The organism is Pseudomonas chlororaphis subsp. chlororaphis, from assembly GCF_003945765.1.
Taxonomy (GTDB): Bacteria; Pseudomonadota; Gammaproteobacteria; order Pseudomonadales; family Pseudomonadaceae; genus Aquipseudomonas; species Aquipseudomonas chlororaphis.
In genome coordinates this window covers 4,283,845-4,300,810 of the sequence record NZ_CP027712.1, presented here as the reverse complement: position 1 = coordinate 4,300,810, position 16,966 = coordinate 4,283,845, and the positions used below count along the sequence as shown (strand labels likewise).

At 67.7% G+C, this 16,966-nt stretch carries 13 protein-coding genes; 10 read left to right on the top strand and 3 right to left on the bottom strand.

Features of this window, described 5'->3' with window-relative positions; translation table 11 throughout:
* The first annotated feature begins 8 nt into the window (after positions 1–8).
* The 8 genes from C4K27_RS19335 (at position 9) to C4K27_RS19300 (ending at position 12,338) form a co-directional block, all read left to right on the top strand.
* Positions 9–926: a LysR family transcriptional regulator gene (locus C4K27_RS19335; protein ID WP_053261775.1), complete on the top strand. Its 918-nt coding sequence runs from the start codon at positions 9–11 to the stop codon at positions 924–926.
* Between the two features lie 38 nt (positions 927–964).
* Positions 965–1,582, top strand: a complete 618-nt coding sequence (gene lexA / locus C4K27_RS19330) for a transcriptional repressor LexA (RefSeq protein WP_053261774.1) — start codon at positions 965–967, stop codon at positions 1,580–1,582.
* Positions 1,582–2,199, top strand: coding sequence for a translesion DNA synthesis-associated protein ImuA (gene imuA / locus C4K27_RS19325; RefSeq protein WP_053261773.1), 618 nt, complete (start codon positions 1,582–1,584; stop codon positions 2,197–2,199). The genes lexA and imuA overlap by 1 nt, the downstream gene beginning before the upstream one ends.
* Positions 2,200–2,206: 7 nt before the next feature.
* The gene (locus C4K27_RS19320) at positions 2,207–3,622 is read left to right on the top strand and encodes a Y-family DNA polymerase (protein WP_053261772.1); all 1,416 of its coding nucleotides are present in this window, start codon (positions 2,207–2,209) and stop codon (positions 3,620–3,622) included.
* Positions 3,619–6,702, top strand: coding sequence for an error-prone DNA polymerase (locus C4K27_RS19315; RefSeq protein ID WP_053261771.1), 3,084 nt, complete (start codon positions 3,619–3,621; stop codon positions 6,700–6,702). Before C4K27_RS19320 ends, C4K27_RS19315 begins: the two co-directional genes overlap by 4 nt.
* Positions 6,703–6,963: 261 nt before the next feature.
* A complete protein-coding gene (locus C4K27_RS19310; RefSeq protein ID WP_053261770.1) occupies positions 6,964–9,075 on the top strand; it encodes a hybrid sensor histidine kinase/response regulator in 2,112 nt (703 codons plus the stop codon).
* A gap of 168 nt (positions 9,076–9,243) precedes the next feature.
* Positions 9,244–11,904: an excinuclease ABC subunit UvrA gene (locus C4K27_RS19305; protein ID WP_053261769.1), complete on the top strand. Its 2,661-nt coding sequence runs from the start codon at positions 9,244–9,246 to the stop codon at positions 11,902–11,904.
* 200 nt (positions 11,905–12,104) lie between these two features.
* Positions 12,105–12,338: a DUF465 domain-containing protein gene (locus tag C4K27_RS19300; protein WP_007932361.1), complete on the top strand. Its 234-nt coding sequence runs from the start codon at positions 12,105–12,107 to the stop codon at positions 12,336–12,338.
* A gap of 175 nt (positions 12,339–12,513) precedes the next feature.
* On the opposite strand, the gene C4K27_RS31270 is transcribed toward C4K27_RS19300, so the two are convergent.
* The 3 genes from C4K27_RS31270 to C4K27_RS19290 all read right to left on the bottom strand — a co-directional run bounded on the left by C4K27_RS31270 (position 12,514) and on the right by C4K27_RS19290 (position 15,095).
* Positions 12,514–12,651 carry a PA0050 family protein gene (locus C4K27_RS31270; protein WP_007932359.1) on the bottom strand — a complete coding sequence of 46 codons (138 nt, stop codon included), beginning with the start codon at positions 12,649–12,651 and terminating at the stop codon, positions 12,514–12,516.
* Between the two features lie 139 nt (positions 12,652–12,790).
* Positions 12,791–13,900 carry an SMP-30/gluconolactonase/LRE family protein gene (locus C4K27_RS19295; RefSeq protein ID WP_053261768.1) on the bottom strand — a complete coding sequence of 370 codons (1,110 nt, stop codon included), beginning with the start codon at positions 13,898–13,900 and terminating at the stop codon, positions 12,791–12,793.
* A gap of 25 nt (positions 13,901–13,925) precedes the next feature.
* On the bottom strand, positions 13,926–15,095 hold the full coding sequence (locus C4K27_RS19290; protein WP_053261767.1) for an SRPBCC family protein: 1,170 nt from the start codon (positions 15,093–15,095) through the stop codon (positions 13,926–13,928).
* A gap of 94 nt (positions 15,096–15,189) precedes the next feature.
* Between C4K27_RS19290 and bsrA the strand changes: the two genes are divergently transcribed.
* Together bsrA and C4K27_RS19280 are read left to right on the top strand one after the other, a co-directional pair.
* Complete coding sequence (gene bsrA / locus C4K27_RS19285; RefSeq protein ID WP_053261766.1) at positions 15,190–16,128, top strand: LysR family transcriptional regulator BsrA; 939 nt, start codon at positions 15,190–15,192, stop codon at positions 16,126–16,128.
* Positions 16,129–16,252: 124 nt separating this feature from the next.
* Positions 16,253–16,879 (top strand): thiol:disulfide interchange protein DsbA/DsbL, encoded by a 627-nt coding sequence (locus C4K27_RS19280; protein ID WP_053261765.1) that lies wholly within the window; start codon positions 16,253–16,255, stop codon positions 16,877–16,879.
* Positions 16,880–16,966 lie beyond the last annotated feature (87 nt).

The following is a 16,966-nucleotide window of genomic DNA, read 5'->3' as shown; positions in this document are numbered from 1 at the left end:
GAAAAAGCATGGACAAGTTGAGTGCACTGAAAATGTTCGTGGTCACCGCGCAGATGGGCAGTTTCAGCCGCGCCGCCGAGCAGTTGGGCAAGACCCCCTCGGCCCTGACCAAGGCGGTCAATCACCTGGAGGTCGAGCTGGGCGCGCGCTTGTTCGAGCGCAGCACCCGGCGGATCTTGCTGACGGAAGTGGGGCGGCTCTACCTGGACACCGCGCGCCAGGTCCTGCAGCGGCTGGAGGAGGCCGGCGAGGAAATCGAGCAGTTGCAGCATGGCCTGCGCGGCAACCTGAAGATCACCGCGCCGCTGGCCTATGGGCAGGCCTTTCTCGACCAGGTGTGTGGCGGTTTCCTCGAGCAGTATCCGCAGATCGACCTGCAGATGGACCTGTGCGATGAGTTCGTCAACCTGCTGGAAAGCGGCTACGACCTGGCCCTGCGCGAAGGCCATGACGACCTGCCGGGGTTGATCGCCCGGGTGGTCGGCAGCAATTGCCTGGCCTTGTGCGCCAGCCCGGCCTACCTGGCGCGCAAGGGAGTGGCGGTGACGCCGCAGACCCTCGACGACCACGAATGGCTGCTCTATCGCCATCCCTTGCTCAGCCGCGAGTTCTGGTGGGTCGAGCGGGACGGGCAGCGCCTGAGCCTGGCGCAACCCCGGGCGCCGCGGCTGCGCAGCGACAATTACGACCTGCTGCTGGCCAATGCCCTGGCCGGGCGCGGGCTGCTGCACACCCCGTTGTGGAGCGCCGCGCCTTACCTGGCCGACGGCCGCCTGGTGCGGGTGATGGCCGACTACGCCATCGACCCGGACTGCTTCGGGCCGCATATCCTCGCGGTCTACCCCAGCCATCGGCGGGCCACGGCCAAGGTGCTGGCGTTCATCGATTACATCAGCGCGTTCCTGGCGAGCCGGGGCCTGGGCTGACTGGTGGTTCTTGTCAGGAAAACCCGGTAGGAGTACAAATGTACTCCATGACCACTTTATCTCCCCGCCGCAGTGCCATCCTGACCTTTATCCGCGAGCGCATCGCCGAACATGGCCAGCCCCCGAGCCTCGCTGAAATCAGCGAGGCCTTCGGCTTCGCCTCGCGCAGCGTGGCGCGCAAGCATGTGGTGGCCCTGACCGAAGCCGGCTTCATCGAGGTCAACCCCAACCAGGCCCGGGGCATCCGCCTGCTCAACCAGCCGCCGCGCCCCGAACTGCTCGACATCCCGGTGCTCGGCCGGGTCGCCGCCGGCCTGCCGATCGGCGCCGATGCCGAGGTGCACAGCCGCTTGCTGCTCGACCCGGCGCTGTTTTCCCGCACCCCCGACTACCTGCTGCGGGTCCAGGGCGACTCGATGATCGAGGACGGCATCCTCGACGGCGACCTGGTGGCGGTGCGCCGCGATAGCGAGGTGCGCAACGGCCAGATCGTGGTGGCGCGGCTGGACGGCGAGGTCACCATCAAGCGTTTCGAACGCCTGGCCGAGGGCGTGCGCCTGCTGCCGCGCAACCCGGCCTATGCGCCGATCCTGATCGGCGAGGACCGCGACCTGGCCATCGAAGGGGTGTTCTGTGGCCTGGTGAGGCAAGGCTGATGGGCGCCGTCGTGGCACTGGAGACGCTGTTCAATGCCGGCCGGGTGTGGAAGGGCCGCCCGACGGCGCCCGCCGCCAGCCCGCAACCCACCGGCCACGCCATGCTGGACGCGGCCTTGCCCGGCGGCGGCTGGCCGGAAGCGGCGCTGACGGAAATCCTCATCGCCGCCCAGGGTGTCGGTGAGCTGCAACTGCTGTGGCCGACCCTGGCCCGGCTCTCGGCCGCCGGCGAACGCATCGTGCTGGTGGCGCCGCCCCATGTGCCGTACCCCCTGGCCTGGCAGAACGCCGGGGTCGACCTGCGCCAGTTGGCGGTGATCCAGGCCGGCGAACGGGATGCCCTGTGGGCCGCCGAGCAATGCCTGCGTTCGGGCAGTTGCGGGGCCGTGCTGTGCTGGCCGCAACAGGCCGACGACCGCGCCTTGCGGCGTTTGCAGGTGGCGGCCGAGACCGGCCAGACCCTGGCCTTTGCCTACCGCTCCCTCAAGGAAGCCATCAACCCTTCGCCGGCGGCCCTGCGGCTTGCCGTGGAGGCGCGGCCGGCGCAGCTGCGGGTGCTCAAATGCCGCGGCGGCCTGGCCCATTCGGCGCCGATCGCCTTCGCCCCGGGGCCCTGAGGTTGCCATGCGCTGGGTCTGTATTCTGTTCCCGCAATTGGCGCTGGACGCGGCGCTGCGCCAGCGCCCCGAACCGGAGGCCGCGCTGGCGCTGCTCAGCGGGACGCCGCAGCGCCGGGTGATCCAGGCGGTGAATGCCGCGGGCCGCGAGCTGGGGTTGCGCCCCGGACAGTCGTTGACCGCCGCCCAGGCCCTGAGCAAGGACTTCGCCAGCGCCGAATACGACGCCGAGGAAATCGCCCGTTGGCAGCAGTTTCTCGCGGCCTGGGCCTACCGCTTCAGTTCCCAGGTCAGCGTGCATTACCCGCGCACCCTGGTGTTCGAGATCGAGTCGAGCCTGGGCCTGTTCGGCCCCTGGCCACAGCTGGAGGCGCGCCTGCGCCAGGAACTGACAGCGCTGGGTTTTCGCCACCGCATCGTCAGCGCGCCGAATCCGGCGGCGGCCCGGGTGCTGGCCAATGCCTACGACGGGCTGGCGGTGACCGACCTGGAACCGTTGCGCCAGGCCCTGGGGCGCATGCCCGTGGAGCGTCTCGGCCTGCCGCTGGGCACGGCCACAGCCTTGTCGCGCATGGGCCTGCGCACCTTCGCCCAGGTGCGTGGGCTGCCGCGGGACACCCTGGCCCGGCGTTTCGACGCGGGCCTGCTCAAGCACCTGGACACTCTTTTGGGCGAGCGCTCCCTGGCGCTGGCGTTCTATCAGCCGCCGGACCGTTTCGACTTGCGCATCGAATTGAATTTCGACGTGCTGTCCCATCAGGCCCTGCTGTTTCCCCTGCGCCGCTTGACCAGCGATCTGGCGGCGTTTCTCTGTGGCCGTGACAGCGGGGTGCAGCGCTTCGAGCTGCACCTGGAGCATGTCGAGCTGCCCGACACCCTGGTCAAGGTTGGCCTGCTCAGCGCCGAGCGCGAGCCGGGGATGCTGTTCGAACTGGCGCGCGGGCGCCTGGAGCAGGTCCAGGTGCCGGCGCCGGTGCGTGGCGTGCGCCTGGTGGCCGAGGATTTGCCGCGCTTCGTGCCGCAGCACCGCGAACTGTTCGACGAGCGCCCGCAGCAATCCCTGCCCTGGGAGCAACTGCGCGAGCGCCTGCGCGCCCGCCTGGGGGACGAGGCGGTGCATGGCTTGCGCTTCCACTCGGACCACCGCCCCGAATGCAGCTGGCAGCCGGTCGGCGACAGCCAGGCCTGCCCGCTGCTGCCCGGGCCCCGGCGCCCGGGCTGGCTGCTGCGCGAGCCGCTGGTGCTGGCGGAGGGGGCGGCGCGCATTCTCATGGGGCCGGAGCGCATCGAGTCCGGCTGGTGGGACGGCGGCGACGTGCGCCGCGACTATTACCTGATCGAAACCCGCGGCGGCCAGCAGGGCTGGGCATATCGCCCGGTGGGCGAGGCGGGGCCCTTGCTGTTGCAGGGCTGGTTCGCATGAAGGGCTACGCCGAACTGCACTGCCTGTCGAACTTCAGTTTCCAGCGCGGTGCCTCCAGTGCCCGCGAGCTGTTCGAGCGGGCGGCGGCCCAGGGCTACCAGGCCCTGGCGATTACCGACGAGTGCAGCCTGGCCGGCATCGTCCGGGCCTGGCAGGCCTCGAAGGACTGTAATCTACCGCTGATCGTCGGCAGCGAAATGCGCCTCGACGACGGCCCGAGGCTGGTGTTGCTGGTGGAGAACCTGGAGGGTTACCAGGGCCTGTGCCGGCTGATCACCCGTGGCCGGCGCCGGGCGCAGAAGGGCCAGTACCAGCTGCTGCGCGAAGACTTCGAACAACCCTTGCCGGGGCTGCTGGCCCTGTGGCTGGCGGACGGTCAACCAGAGGGTGAGCAGCAAGAAGCGGGGCGCTGGTTGCAGCAGGTGTTCGCCGACCGGCTATGGCTGGCCGTGGAGCTGCACTGCGGCCAGGACGATCAGCGGCGCCTGGACGAGTCGCTGGCGCTGGCTCGCGGGCTGGGCATTGCCGCCGTGGCCTGCGGCGATGTGCATATGCATGTGCGTGGGCGGCGGGCCTTGCAGGACACCATGACCGCGATCCGCCATCACGTGCGGGTGGCCGAGGCCGGCCAGCGCCTGCACCCCAATGGCGAACGGCATTTGCGCAGCCTCGAGGCCTTGCGCGGGCTGTATCCGTCGGCCCTGCTGGAGGAGTCGCTGAGGATCGCCGAGCGCTGCCATTTCGACCTCGGGCAACTGCATTACCAGTATCCCCGGGAACTGGTGCCCCAAGGGCAGACGCCCGCCAGCTGGCTGCGCGAGCTGACCGAACGCGGCATCGTCAAGCGCTGGCCGGGGGGCGCCAAGCCCAAGGTGCTCAAGCAGATCGACGATGAGCTGGAGCTGATCACCGAGCTGGGGTACGAGAGCTATTTCCTCACGGTGCACGACATCGTCAACTTTGCCCGCGGCCAGTCGATCCTCTGCCAGGGCCGGGGCTCGGCGGCCAACTCGGTGGTGTGTTTCGCCCTGGGCATCACCGAGATCGACCCGGACCGCTCGACCCTGCTGTTCGAGCGTTTTCTCTCCCGAGAGCGCAACGAGCCGCCGGATATCGACGTGGACTTCGAGCACGAGCGCCGCGAGGAAGTCCTGCAGTACGTGTTCCAGCGTTACGGCCGCCACCGCGCCGCGCTGACCGCGGTGGTCAGCACCTACCACGGCGCCGGCGCGGTGCGCGATGTGGCCAAGGCCCTGGGCCTGCCGCCGGACCAGGTCAACGCCCTGGCCGATTGCTGCGGCCACTGGAGCGATACGCCGCCGGCCGTCGAGCGCCTGCGGGAGGCCGGCTTCGACCCGGACAGCCCGGTGCTGCGCCGGGTCCTGAGCCTGACCGGGCAACTGATCGGCTTTCCCCGGCACCTGTCCCAGCACCCCGGCGGCTTCGTGATTTCCGAACAGCCGCTGGACACCCTGGTGCCGGTGGAAAACGCGGCCATGGCCGAGCGCACCATCATCCAGTGGGACAAGGACGACCTGGACGCGGTCGGGCTGCTCAAGGTGGACGTGCTGGCGCTGGGCATGCTCAGCGCGATTCGCCGCTGTTTCGATCTGATCCATGGCTATCGGGACCAGCGGCTAAGCCTGGCCAGCATCCCCGCCGAGGACCCGGCCACCTACGAGATGATCGGCCGTGCCGACACCATCGGTGTGTTCCAGATCGAGTCGCGGGCGCAGATGTCGATGCTGCCCCGGCTCAAGCCGAAGGATTTCTACGACCTGGTGATCGAGGTGGCCATCGTCCGGCCGGGGCCGATCCAGGGCGGCATGGTCCATCCGTACCTGCGCCGGCGTGACAAAAAGGAGAAGGTGACCTATCCCTCGGCGGAGCTCAAAGAGGTGTTGGAGCGAACCCTGGGCGTGCCGCTGTTCCAGGAGCAGGTGATGCAGATCGCCATTGTCGCCGCCGACTACACCCCCGGCGAGGCCGACCAGTTGCGCCGCTCCATGGCCGCCTGGAAACGCCACGGCGGCCTGGAACCCCATCGCCTGCGCCTGCGCGACGGCATGCGCGCCAATGGCTACAGCGACGAGTTCGCCGCGCAGATCTTCGAGCAGATCAAGGGCTTTGGCAGCTACGGTTTCCCCGAGTCCCACGCCGCCAGTTTCGCCTTGCTGACCTATGCCAGCTGCTGGCTCAAATGCCACGAGCCGGCGGCCTTCGCCTGCGCCCTGATCAACAGCTGGCCCATGGGGTTCTACAGCCCCGACCAGATCCTCCAGGACGCGCGCCGGCACCATCTGGTGATTCGTCCGGTGGACGTGCGCGCCAGCACCTGGGATTGCAGCCTGGAGCCGCTGGCCGGCGCGCAGCCGGCGTTGCGCCTGGGGCTGCGGATGATCAAGGGCTTTCGCGAAGACGACGCGCGGCGGATCGAGGCGGCGCGTGGGCATGGCCCGTTTGTCGACATCGCCGACCTCGGGCAACGGGCGCGCCTGGACAGCCGCGCCCAGGAGCTGCTGGCCGATGCCGGCGCCCTGCGCGGGCTGGCCGGGCACCGGCATCGGGCGCGCTGGGAAGTGGCGGGGGTGCAGCAACAGCTAGGGCTGTTCGCCGGCCTGCCGCGCCAGGAGGAAGCGCCGGTGGTCTTGCCGCGACCGACGGTCGGCGAAGACCTGCAGGCCGATTACCTGAGCGTCGGCACCACCCTGGGGCCGCATCCGCTGGCCTTGTTGCGGGGCGAGCTCAAGGCCCGGCGCTGCCGCAGTTCCCGCGAGCTGCTGGAGGTCGAGCACGGGCGCCCGGTGAGCATCGCCGGGCTGGTCACCGGGCGCCAGCGACCGGGCACCGCCAGTGGCGTGACCTTCGTCACCCTGGAAGACGAGTTCGGCAACGTCAACGTGGTGGTCTGGCGTGACCTGGCCGAGCGCCAGCGCAAGGTCCTGATGGGCGCGCAATTGCTCAAGGTCGACGGCACCCTGGAAACCGAAGGCGAGGTCCGCCACCTGATCGCCGGGCGCCTGAGCGACCTCAGCGACCTGCTGAGCGGTATCAGCGTGCGCAGCCGCGATTTCCGCTGATGTAGCCACTGCCGCAGGTTGCGACAAGGCCGCAGGCCTTCAGCGATCTTGAGACTTTTACGGCCGTTCCGGCCGATCGCAGCCTGCGGCAGCGGCTACAGGCCGGGGTTGTCTGACCGGCGTCATGGCGACTGGTCCGACAATCGCGAAAATGCGGTGAAACCATCCGCGTGGCCCGTGCTCCAAACTTGAGTACCTGTCCGTGGCGTTCGGGGCGCGGCCGGGAATGCCGTCATTCAATCGTGTTCACTGGGTCAAGCGATGTCGTTCTTATCCGATCCTCATGGTTGCCAGGGCTGGAGAGGCGAGATGGCCGGGCGCATCCAGGCGTTCGACTGGTCCGTCACCGAGCTGGGCGCGCTGGAACAGTGGTCGTCGAGCCTGTGCAGCGCCGTGCAACTGTTGCTGGCCTCGCCGGTGCCGCTGGTCATGCTCTGGGGCCGCTCGGGCTACATGATCTACAACGATGCCTACGCCGAATTCGCCGGCGGCCGGCATCCGTACCTGCTCGGCCGCCAGGTGGAGCTGGGCTGGCCGGAAGTGGCGGATTTCAACCGCCATGTGCTGGACACCTGCCTGGCGGGCGGGACCCTGTCGTACCGCAACAAAGAGCTGGTCCTGCTGCGCAACGGCCAGCCGGAACATGTCTGGATGGACCTCTACTACAGCCCGGTGGCCGGCGACGACCAGGCCCCGGCCGGGGTCATGGCGATCGTGGTCGAGACCACCGCCCACGTGCTGTCCGAGCAGCGCCGCCAGGAAGTCGAAAACGCCTACCGCGCGGAAAACGAACGGGTGCAGCTGGCGCTCAATGCCGGGGCGCTGCTGGGTTCCTTTGTCTGGGACATCAAGGCCGATCGGCTGTCGGGCGACGAGCGTTTTGCCCGGACCTTCTCCTACCCGCTGGAGCAGCCGCTGGACGACCTGTCGATGGCGGTCGCCGATGGCCGGGTGCACCCCGAGGATCTGCCGCGGATCAAGGAACAGGCCGCCTACAGCGTGAAAAAGGGCGTGCCCTACAACACCGAATACCGGATCCGCCGGGAGGACGGCAGTTACCTGTGGGTCATGGGTTGTGGCCGTTGCGAGTTCGACGACGCAGGACAGGCCTTGCGCTTTCCCGGCGTGCTGATCGATATCCACGAACGCAAGATGGCCGAAGAGTCGCTGCTGCAACTGACGCGCAACCTCGAGCAGCGGGTGGCCGAGGAGGTCAACGCGCGGGTCTCGGCCGAGGAGCAGTTGCGCCAGGTGCAGAAGCTCGAAGCCATTGGCGGCATGACCGGTGGCGTGGCCCACGACTTCAACAACCTGCTGCAAGTGATCGCCGGCAACCTGCACCTGCTGGCGCGCCATGAGCCGGACAATGCCAATGTGCAGCGCCGGGTCGGCGCGGCCATTACCGCGGTCGAGCGCGGCGCCAAGCTGTCCGCGCAATTGCTCGCGTTCGCCCGGCGCCAGCCGCTGTCGCCCGAGGTCTACAACCCCCGCCGGATCCCCGACAGCCTGAGTGAGCTGCTGCAACGGGCCCTCGGCGAAACCATCGACATCGATGTGCAACTGCCGGCGAAGCCCTGGTGTATCAAGGTCGATCGCAGCCAGCTGGAAAACGCCTTGCTCAACCTGGCGATCAACGCCCGCGACGCCATGAAGGGCGAGGGCACCATCGGCATCCGCGGCGAAAATGTGGTGCTCGACCGCGGTTTCTGCGCCGGCAAGGGCATCAGTCCCGGCGACTACCTGTGCCTGTCGGTGGCCGATACCGGCGATGGCATGCCCCCCGAGGTGCTCAAGCAGGCGTTCGAGCCGTTCTTCACCACCAAGCGCGACGGCCAGGGCACCGGGCTGGGACTGAGCATGGTGTTCGGTTTCGTCAAGCAGAGCGGCGGCCATATCGAGATGCTCAGCACGCCGGGGCAGGGCACCACGGTGCGCATGTATTTCGTGCGCAGCACCGAACCGGAACCGGGCGCGGTGCCCCGGCGCGGGCAGCGGCCTGGTCACGGCCAGGAAACCATCCTGGTGGTGGAGGACAACGAGGACGTCCGCGCGGCGGCGGTCGAGCTGCTGGAGAGCGCCGGCTACAAGGTGCTGGTGGCGGCCAATGGCGATGCGGCCATGCAACTGCTGCTGAGCGGCGCCCGGGTCGAGCTGATCTTCACCGATGTGGTAATGCCCGGCCTGATCAAAAGCACCGACCTGGCGCTCTGGGCCAAGACCCAGTCGCCGGCCGTGGCGGTGCTGTTCACCTCGGGGCATACCCGCGACATCATTTCCTGCAATCACCAGCTCAGCCCGGACACCCACCTGTTGAGCAAGCCCTACAGCCCGGATGCCCTGACCGCCATGGTCAGGTCGGTGCTGGAGGCGTAAGGCCATAAGCGGGAAAAAGTCCGCCGAACGTTCGACATCCGCGGTTGCTCAAAACCCCAGGCCCATGCACCCTGCACCTCGGTCGGGTGGCTGCCGGTCGCCGGTGCTGGCGCCGTGGGGCTTTCTGACTTGACCTCTGTTCCGACACCTCTGATACAAGGCTGTCCCATGACTTCAGCGCGCAATACGCCTTCGCCCCAGGTTTTGTCTTCCTTGCCCGCGAACAGCTCGGGTTTTGTCAGGGTGCGCGGCGCCCGCGAACACAACCTGCGCAACGTCGACGTGGATATTCCCCGCGATGCGCTGGTGGTGTTCACCGGGGTCTCCGGCTCCGGCAAATCGTCCCTGGCGTTCTCGACCCTGTATGCCGAGGCCCAGCGCCGCTACTTCGAATCGGTGGCGCCTTACGCCCGGCGCCTGATCGATCAGGTCGGGGTGCCGGATGTCGACGCCATCGAAGGCCTGCCGCCGGCGGTGGCCCTGCAACAGCAGCGCGGCACGCCGAGCACCCGCTCTTCGGTGGGCAGCGTCACCACCTTGTCCAGCCTGATCCGCATGCTCTATTCCCGGGCCGGCAGCTACCCGCCGGGGCAGCCGATGCTCTACGCCGAAGACTTCTCGCCCAACACCCCGCAAGGGGCCTGCCCCAACTGTCATGGCCTGGGCCGGGTCTACGAGGTCAGCGAGGCGTCCATGGTCCCGGACCCTTCGCTGACCATCCGCCAGCGCGCGGTGGCGTCCTGGCCGCTGGCCTGGCAGGGGCAGAACCAGCGCGACATCCTCGTGACCCTGGGCTACGACGTCGATATTCCCTGGCGCGACCTGCCGCAAGAACAGCGCGACTGGATCCTGTTTACCGAAGAAACCCCGACCGTACCGGTGTACGCCGGGCTGACCCCGGAGCAGACCCGCGAGGCCCTCAAGCGCAAGCAGGAGCCGAGCTACATGGGCACCTTCAGCGGGGCCCGGCGCTACGTGCTGCACACCTTCACCCATTCGCAAAGCGCGCTGATGAAAAAGCGCGTGTCGCAGTTCATGCTCGGCAGCCCGTGCCCGCTGTGTGAGGGCAAGCGCCTGAAGCGCGAGGCGCTGTCGGTGACCTTCGCCGGCCTCGACATCGGCGAGCTGTCGCAGATGCCCCTGCTGCAACTGGCCGAGGTGCTCAAGCCGGTGGCCGCCCAGGCTTACCTGGAACAGGCCGAGGAGGCCGGCGAGGTCTGGAGCCACGAACAGACCCAGGCCGCGCGCCAACAACGGATCGCCCAGGGCGCGCCGGGGCATGTCGGAGGGCCGGATGTGCGGCACACGCCGAACCTGTCCCTGGAAAAGCGCCTGGCCGCGCAACGCATCGCCCAGGATCTGCTGGAGCGGGTCAGCTCCTTGACTGGCCTGGGCCTGGGTTACCTGGCCCTGGAGCGCAGCACGCCGACCCTGTCGTCCGGCGAGTTGCAGCGTCTGCGCCTGGCGACTCAATTGGGTTCGCAGCTGTTCGGGGTGATCTATGTGCTCGACGAGCCTTCGGCCGGCCTGCACCCGGCGGACGCCGAGGCGTTGTTCGAGGCCCTGCAGCAGCTCAAGGCTTCGGGCAATTCGCTGTTCGTGGTCGAGCATGACCTGCAGACCATGCGCCGCGCCGACTGGCTGATCGACGTCGGCCCGGCGGCGGGCGAGCAGGGCGGCCAGGTGCTGTACAGCGGCCCGCCGGCGGGGCTGGCCCAGGTCGCGCAGTCGCAGACCCGCGCCTACCTGTTCGCCGAACAGGCGCCGGCCCGCCGCACCGCGCGCCAGGCCCAGGGCTGGTTGCGCCTGGAGGGCATCAGCCGCAATAACCTGAAGGACCTGAGCGCGCAGTTCCCCCTCGGCTGTTTTACCGCGGTGACCGGAGTGTCGGGTTCCGGCAAGTCGAGCCTGGTCAGCCAGGCCTTGCTGGAACTGGTGGGCGCGCACCTCGGGCGGCCGCAGAGTAACGAAGAGCCGGAGGAACTGAATCTGGAAGACGACGCCCCGCAGGCCAGCAGCGGCGAAGTCACCGCCGGGCTGGAGCGGATCAAGCGCCTGGTGCAGGTGGACCAGAAACCCATCGGCCGCACCCCGCGCTCGAACCTGGCGACCTACACCGGGCTGTTCGACCATGTGCGCAAGCTGTTCGCCGCCACCCCCGAGGCGCGCGCGCTGGGCTACGACGCCGGGCAGTTCTCCTTCAACGTCGCCAAGGGCCGCTGCCCGGCCTGCGAAGGCGAAGGTTTTGTCAGCGTCGAGCTGCTGTTCATGCCCAGCGTCTATGCGCCGTGCCCGACCTGCCACGGCGCGCGTTACAACCCGCAGACCCTGGCTATCCAGTGGCAGGGCCTGGACATCGCCCAGGTCCTGCAACTGACGGTGCAGGAGGCGGTCGAGGTGTTCGCCGGACAGGCGAGCATCCGCCGTTCCCTGGAAGTCTTGCGCGATATCGGCCTGGGTTACCTGCGCCTCGGCCAGCCGGCCACCGAACTGTCCGGCGGCGAAGCGCAGCGGATCAAGCTGGCCACCGAGCTGCAGCGCAACCCCCGCGGCGCCACCCTGTATGTGCTGGACGAGCCGACCACCGGCCTGCATCCGCGGGATGTCGATCGCCTGCTGGAGCAACTGGACAACCTGGTGCGGGCCGGCCACAGCGTGGTGGTGGTCGAGCATGAAATGCGCGTGGTGGCCCAGGCCGACTGGGTGATCGATATCGGCCCGGGCGCCGGCGCCCAGGGCGGCAAAGTGGTAGTCAGCGGGACGCCACAACAGGTGGCCAGGCACCGCAAGAGCCGCACCGCGCCGTTTCTGGCCCAGGCGCTGGGGTGAATCGCGGCACCCTCCGCGGGGCTTCGCTCGTGGCGGGTTGTGAGGCGGGCGGTGGGGCGCGGGAAATGTCGCTGCAGGCGACGAACGGTTAGCGCTGTGGTCTGATTGACGGTCGACAGACAGCGGTGGTGGAGGTCATTCTGGTAACTGGCGAGTGCCTGTAAGTGCGCTTGCTACCGATCAACAAACGGAGGTGTTTCATGCCGGTGCCCCACGACCTGTACCAGGACCTGAGCTACAGCAAAGAAGACATTCAACAGCGCCGGGCCAGTGACCCGCACTTGAATGCCTTGTTCGATAAATACTCCAGCATTGATGATCAGGTGCTCAAAGCGGAGGCCGCGGCGGCCGCTGACGAGGAGCTGAAACGACTCAAGGAAAAGCGGCTGCTGATCAAGGACGAAATCTCCGAGAAGCTGACCGCCCGCTTCTGACCCCGACCCTGTCCTGAGCGAGATGTCCCGAGGCTTCGGGCGTCTCGCCAGGTTCTGCGCAATCCAGAGCATTGGCTGTTCTTTCCGCTATTTGCCCGTTTACTCCCCTGTATCGACCCGCACCCTTGGCGAGACGCGCCCGAGTCGGGCGCGCCTGTTTCAGCGTCTGCCTGCCTCAAGGGCACTCGCAGGTGCTCGGGCCGAATACCGGGCCTGCGCAGGGATCTTCGGACGGTCCGAACACCGGGCACGCGGCCAGCGCCGACAGGGATGAAGTGAGCAGCAGGGAAGCCAGGAGGATTTTGATTTTCATGGGGGATCCACTCTCAATGTGATGGGAATCAATCGGATTCGATTGTTTGTCTTTCCTTGGTGGGCGCCTGTGACGGCGCCGCGCGGGACAGCTTAGATCAGAATCTGGCGAGCATGCCGGTGCCCATGCCGTTATCGCATCAAGGCGTCTTTGACAGCGCGACGCTCAGCGGCAGGCGTGCCATATGCGTGGCCTTGATCGAGCCGAAGTACAGCGCGTCGCCGTATTCGCGCACCGTGGTGATCGGCGCGTAGTTGCCGGCGCTGGCGTCCTGCAGGTTGGCGATGACCTGGCCCTGGGTATCCAGGCCGAGGACGAAGCCGCGTTTTTCCACCGGCTTGGGAAGCAGGGTCATGGCCCGCACGATCATCTTGCGCACCCGCGGGTAGGGCGCGGTGCCGTCCAGCAGGACATTGCGCGGGGCGTAGAGCGCCACCCAGAAACGCCCCTGGCCGTTGAAACTGAGGTTGTCCGGCAGCCCCGGCAGGTTGTCGATGAACAGGTCGTGGGTGCCGGCCTTGGCGCCGCTGAGCCAGTAGCGGCTGATCCGGTAGGCGCCGGTTTCGTTGACCAGCACATAGGCTTCCTGGGGCCCGAGGGCGACGCCGTTGGCGAACTCCAGGCCGTCCAGCAACTGTTCGGTCTGGCCGGTCTGGAAGTCATAGCGCAGCAGACGACCGTCGCCACCGTGCTCGATCACCGCCTCGCCATCCTGGCCGTAGCCCCAGCGGCTGGTGGCGTCGCTGAAGTAGGCATAACGCCCGGCGGCGTCCACCGCCACATCGTCGGTAAAACCGAAGGGCAGGCCGTTGGCGGAGGTGGTGAGGGTGCTCAGCTGGCCCTTGGCGTCCAGCGCCAGCAGGCCCTTGACCGCGTCGGCGATGATCAGCCGGCCATCCGGATGCCGGGCCAGGCCCAGGGGGCGTCCGCCGGTATTGGCCAGTACCTGCAGGGTGCTGCCGTCCAGGGCAGTGCGGATCACCCGCCCGTCATGCAGACCGCTGATCAGCGAGCCGTCTTCCAGCAACAGGGCTTCCGGCCCGTCGATATTCAGCGCGCCTACCGTCTGCACGCCCTTGAGCTTCTGGTTCTCGGCGTACAGGCCGCTCTTCAGCGAAGGCGCCACCGGCGGGGTCCAGGCCAATGGCTGGACCTTGGTCGGCATCAGCAGCAGAAAGGCGCCGATGGCGATGACCATAACCAACAGCAGATGGCGAAACTTGATCCGACGGGGTGCGGCGGGCTTCATCGAGGGCGGCTCCTGGGTGATGGGTTCAGGTCGCGCTCTGCGGCGCGACGTCGGCGCCCCGGGGAATCGCCCGTTGCGCCATCTCGCACAAGGCTAGCAGGGAGTCGGCGGACTCCCGTTCTATCCGCCTTCTGAATAGCAGGCGATTGCCCAGGCGCATCAGCAGGCCGTCGAAGCGGTATTCCAGGGTGCGGATAAAGCGTGTGCGGTGGGCGTCCAGCGCCTGGCATTCGTAGGTCACCACCAACTCCAGGCCATGATCGCCCTTGGCCGCGGCGCTCCAGCGATGCCCGGGCAGGTACTCGTCGACCCGCCAGCTCAGGTGCCCGCTGCGCCCGCCGGCGTGGATGTCTTCCTCGAAGCGCGCGCCGGCGGGCAGGGCCCCGGCCGGACCCTGGACCTTCAGCGACGAGGGGTGCCACTCCGGCCAGCGGCTGGAGGCACAGGCGTAGTCGAGCAGGGCCACCGGGTTGCGCGGAATATCGATCTGATGCTGCATGCGGGTCATGGACGAGGACCTTGTCGATAGAGAGGAGGTGGCGGGTTCCGGCTCCCAGTACAGGGTGCCGAACAGGTAATCCATCAGCGGCAGGACGATGTTGAAATTGCGCTCCTGCATCAGCTCGCGACGGTGATGCAGCTCATGCAGGCGGCGCATCTGGCGGATCCACGGCAGCCGCGCTAGCGGGTGCTCGGGCGGCAGGTGTTCGCATGCATGGAACACCTCGTAGGCCAGGTAACCGATCAGGGTGCAGCTGGCGAACAGCGCCGCGACATTGGCATTCCAGAACTTCAGCAGCCACCACAGCGGCAGGGCGAACAGCAGGCTGTGGACCACGATCAGCCAGGCTGGAAACAGGATCACCCGCCAGTCCCGGGGGCCGTCGTAGGTCATGTGTCCGGGCACGAAGAAACTGTGGTGATCGCCGCTGTGGCGGGCGTAGAACATCCGCGCGAAGGCCTGCTTGTGGTGGCCCAGCCAACGGTGCACGACGTAGATGCACAGGTTGAAGAACAGCAGCGCCACCGGCACCGCCAGCCACTCCAGGGGCTGTACCTGGTGCAGGGTGCTCCACAGCAGGGCGATGCATGCAATGCCATAGGCCAGCACGAAACCGCCGTGCAGCCACGGGTTGTAGCGCGGATGAACCGCGGCGCGGTAACGCTCGCGAAATGCCAGGGTGGTTTGCCTCAAGGCCGTTCTCCTGTGGGTTTTATTGTTCTTGTTGACAGAAGATTAGTCCTGCTCGAATTATCCAGCTAATGGATATTCGGAATGGGCATTATTCATGAAGCTGAATTTGCGCCACCTGGACCTCAACCTGCTCTTGGTGTTCGACGCGCTGATGCAGGAGCAGAACCTGTCCCGCGCGGCGGTGCGCCTGAACCTCAGCCAGCCGGCCGTGAGCAACGCCCTGGCGCGCCTGCGCAGCCAGCTCGACGAGCCGCTGTTCATCCGCACCGCCCGGGGCATGCAGCCCACGCCGCGGGCCCATGTGCTGCACGGCTCGGTGCGCCAGGCCCTGCGCCTGCTGCAGGAAGGCCTGGACCCGGGCAGCGAGTTCGACCCGGCGGCGGCCGACCAGACCTTTACCCTGTCGATGAACGACTACGCCCAGGCGCGCCTGTTGCCGGCGCTGTCGCGGCGCCTGCAAAGCGCCGCGCCCAAGGTGCGCCTGGCGGTGCGCAGCGATGCCGCCGACTCCCTGCCGGTCTGGCTGACCACCGGGATGCTCGACCTGGCGGTGGACTACCTGTATTTCGACGACCCCGACCTCTGCTACCAGCCGCTGCTGGAAGAACAGCTGGTGGTGATCGGCCGTATCGACCACCCGGCCTTCGAGCCGCAGCTCGGCCTCAAGGCCTATGAGCAGAGCCGGCACGTGGCGATTCCGGACCGGGGCGGGCGCGGCTCGCCGCTGGAGATCGTCCTCGGTTCGGCCAAGGTCCAGCGCCATGTGCAGCTGTTCGTCCCGCATTACCTGAGCATTCCCTTGATCGTCGCCCAGTCGGATTTGCTGGGCACGGTGCCGCGGCGCCTGGCGGAGCACTTCTGCGCGCTGATGCCGATCCGCATCGCCGAGCTGCCCTTGGTGGCGCCGCCGGTGCAGGTCAGCCTGATCTGGCATCGCCAGCAGGAGCGGGTGCCGGGGCATCGCTGGCTGCGCGAGGAGATCATCGCCCTGGCCGCCCGGTTCGCGCAGCAGCCGGAGCTGTCCGGGCGTTGATGACAAAAAACCAACAAAAGATTGGGACTGGTCCGATTGGCACCGCGGACACCGCCTGTATCCTTTGGGGCCCGCTTGACGAGCAGCCGTGCTGACTCAGAGGCGTCAACCCATTGGAGATTGCATGCGTCACTCGATTCTGAACATTGCCCTGGCAGCCAGCTGCCTCTTTGGCCTGGCCGGGCAGACCGCCATGGCGGCGGTGGATGCCAGCCAGTACGTGGAACTCAAGGATGCCGTGCCGCAGGTCGTGCCCGGCAAGATCGAAGTGGTGGAACTGTTTTCCTACGGCTGCGGCCACTGCTACAACCTCGAAGCCTCGATCAACCCCTGGGCCGCCCAGCTTCCCGAAGACGTGAACTTCGTCAAGCTGCCGGCCATGTTCGGCGGGGTCTGGGATGTCTACGGCCAGCTGTACCTGACCCTGGCGACCATGGACGCCAAGCCCGAAGCGCACCACGCGGTATTCGAGGCGATCCACCGCGGCAACCGCCTGAAAACCCCCGAGGCCATGGCCGAGCTGCTCAAAGGCCAGGGCATCGAGCCGGCGAAGTTCCTCGCCACCTACAACTCCTTCGCCGTGCAGGCCAAGGTGATGGACGCGAAAAAACGCACCGCGGCCTACCAGGCCACCGGCGTGCCGTCGCTGGTGGTGGACGGCAAGTACCGCTTCGGCATGACCAACGACGGCGCCAAAGGCCTGTTCGCGGTGGCGGACCAGTTGATCGCCCAGGTGCGGGCGGCAAAATAAGCCCTCGATCCCCTGGCCGCTGTCCAGCCGGCGAGGCTCGGCAGCGGCCCAAGGGCATCGAGCGGCAGTCAAAAAGGGCATCGCTAG

Bases quoted from the DNA above. Each gene is read 5' to 3' on its own strand.
- C4K27_RS19335 (WP_053261775.1), top strand. From the start codon at position 9: ATGGACAAGTTGAGTGCACTGAAAATGTTCGTGGTCACCGCGCAGATG.
- lexA (WP_053261774.1), top strand. From the start codon at position 965: ATGTACTCCATGACCACTTTATCTCCCCGCCGCAGTGCCATCCTGACC.
- imuA (WP_053261773.1), top strand. From the start codon at position 1,582: ATGGGCGCCGTCGTGGCACTGGAGACGCTGTTCAATGCCGGCCGGGTG.
- C4K27_RS19320 (WP_053261772.1), top strand. From the start codon at position 2,207: ATGCGCTGGGTCTGTATTCTGTTCCCGCAATTGGCGCTGGACGCGGCG.
- C4K27_RS19315 (WP_053261771.1), top strand. From the start codon at position 3,619: ATGAAGGGCTACGCCGAACTGCACTGCCTGTCGAACTTCAGTTTCCAG.
- C4K27_RS19310 (WP_053261770.1), top strand. From the start codon at position 6,964: ATGTCGTTCTTATCCGATCCTCATGGTTGCCAGGGCTGGAGAGGCGAG.
- C4K27_RS19305 (WP_053261769.1), top strand. From the start codon at position 9,244: ATGACTTCAGCGCGCAATACGCCTTCGCCCCAGGTTTTGTCTTCCTTG.
- C4K27_RS19300 (WP_007932361.1), top strand. From the start codon at position 12,105: ATGCCGGTGCCCCACGACCTGTACCAGGACCTGAGCTACAGCAAAGAA.
- C4K27_RS31270 (WP_007932359.1), bottom strand. From the start codon at position 12,651: ATGAAAATCAAAATCCTCCTGGCTTCCCTGCTGCTCACTTCATCCCTG.
- C4K27_RS19295 (WP_053261768.1), bottom strand. From the start codon at position 13,900: ATGAAGCCCGCCGCACCCCGTCGGATCAAGTTTCGCCATCTGCTGTTG.
- bsrA (WP_053261766.1), top strand. From the start codon at position 15,190: ATGAAGCTGAATTTGCGCCACCTGGACCTCAACCTGCTCTTGGTGTTC.
- C4K27_RS19280 (WP_053261765.1), top strand. From the start codon at position 16,253: ATGCGTCACTCGATTCTGAACATTGCCCTGGCAGCCAGCTGCCTCTTT.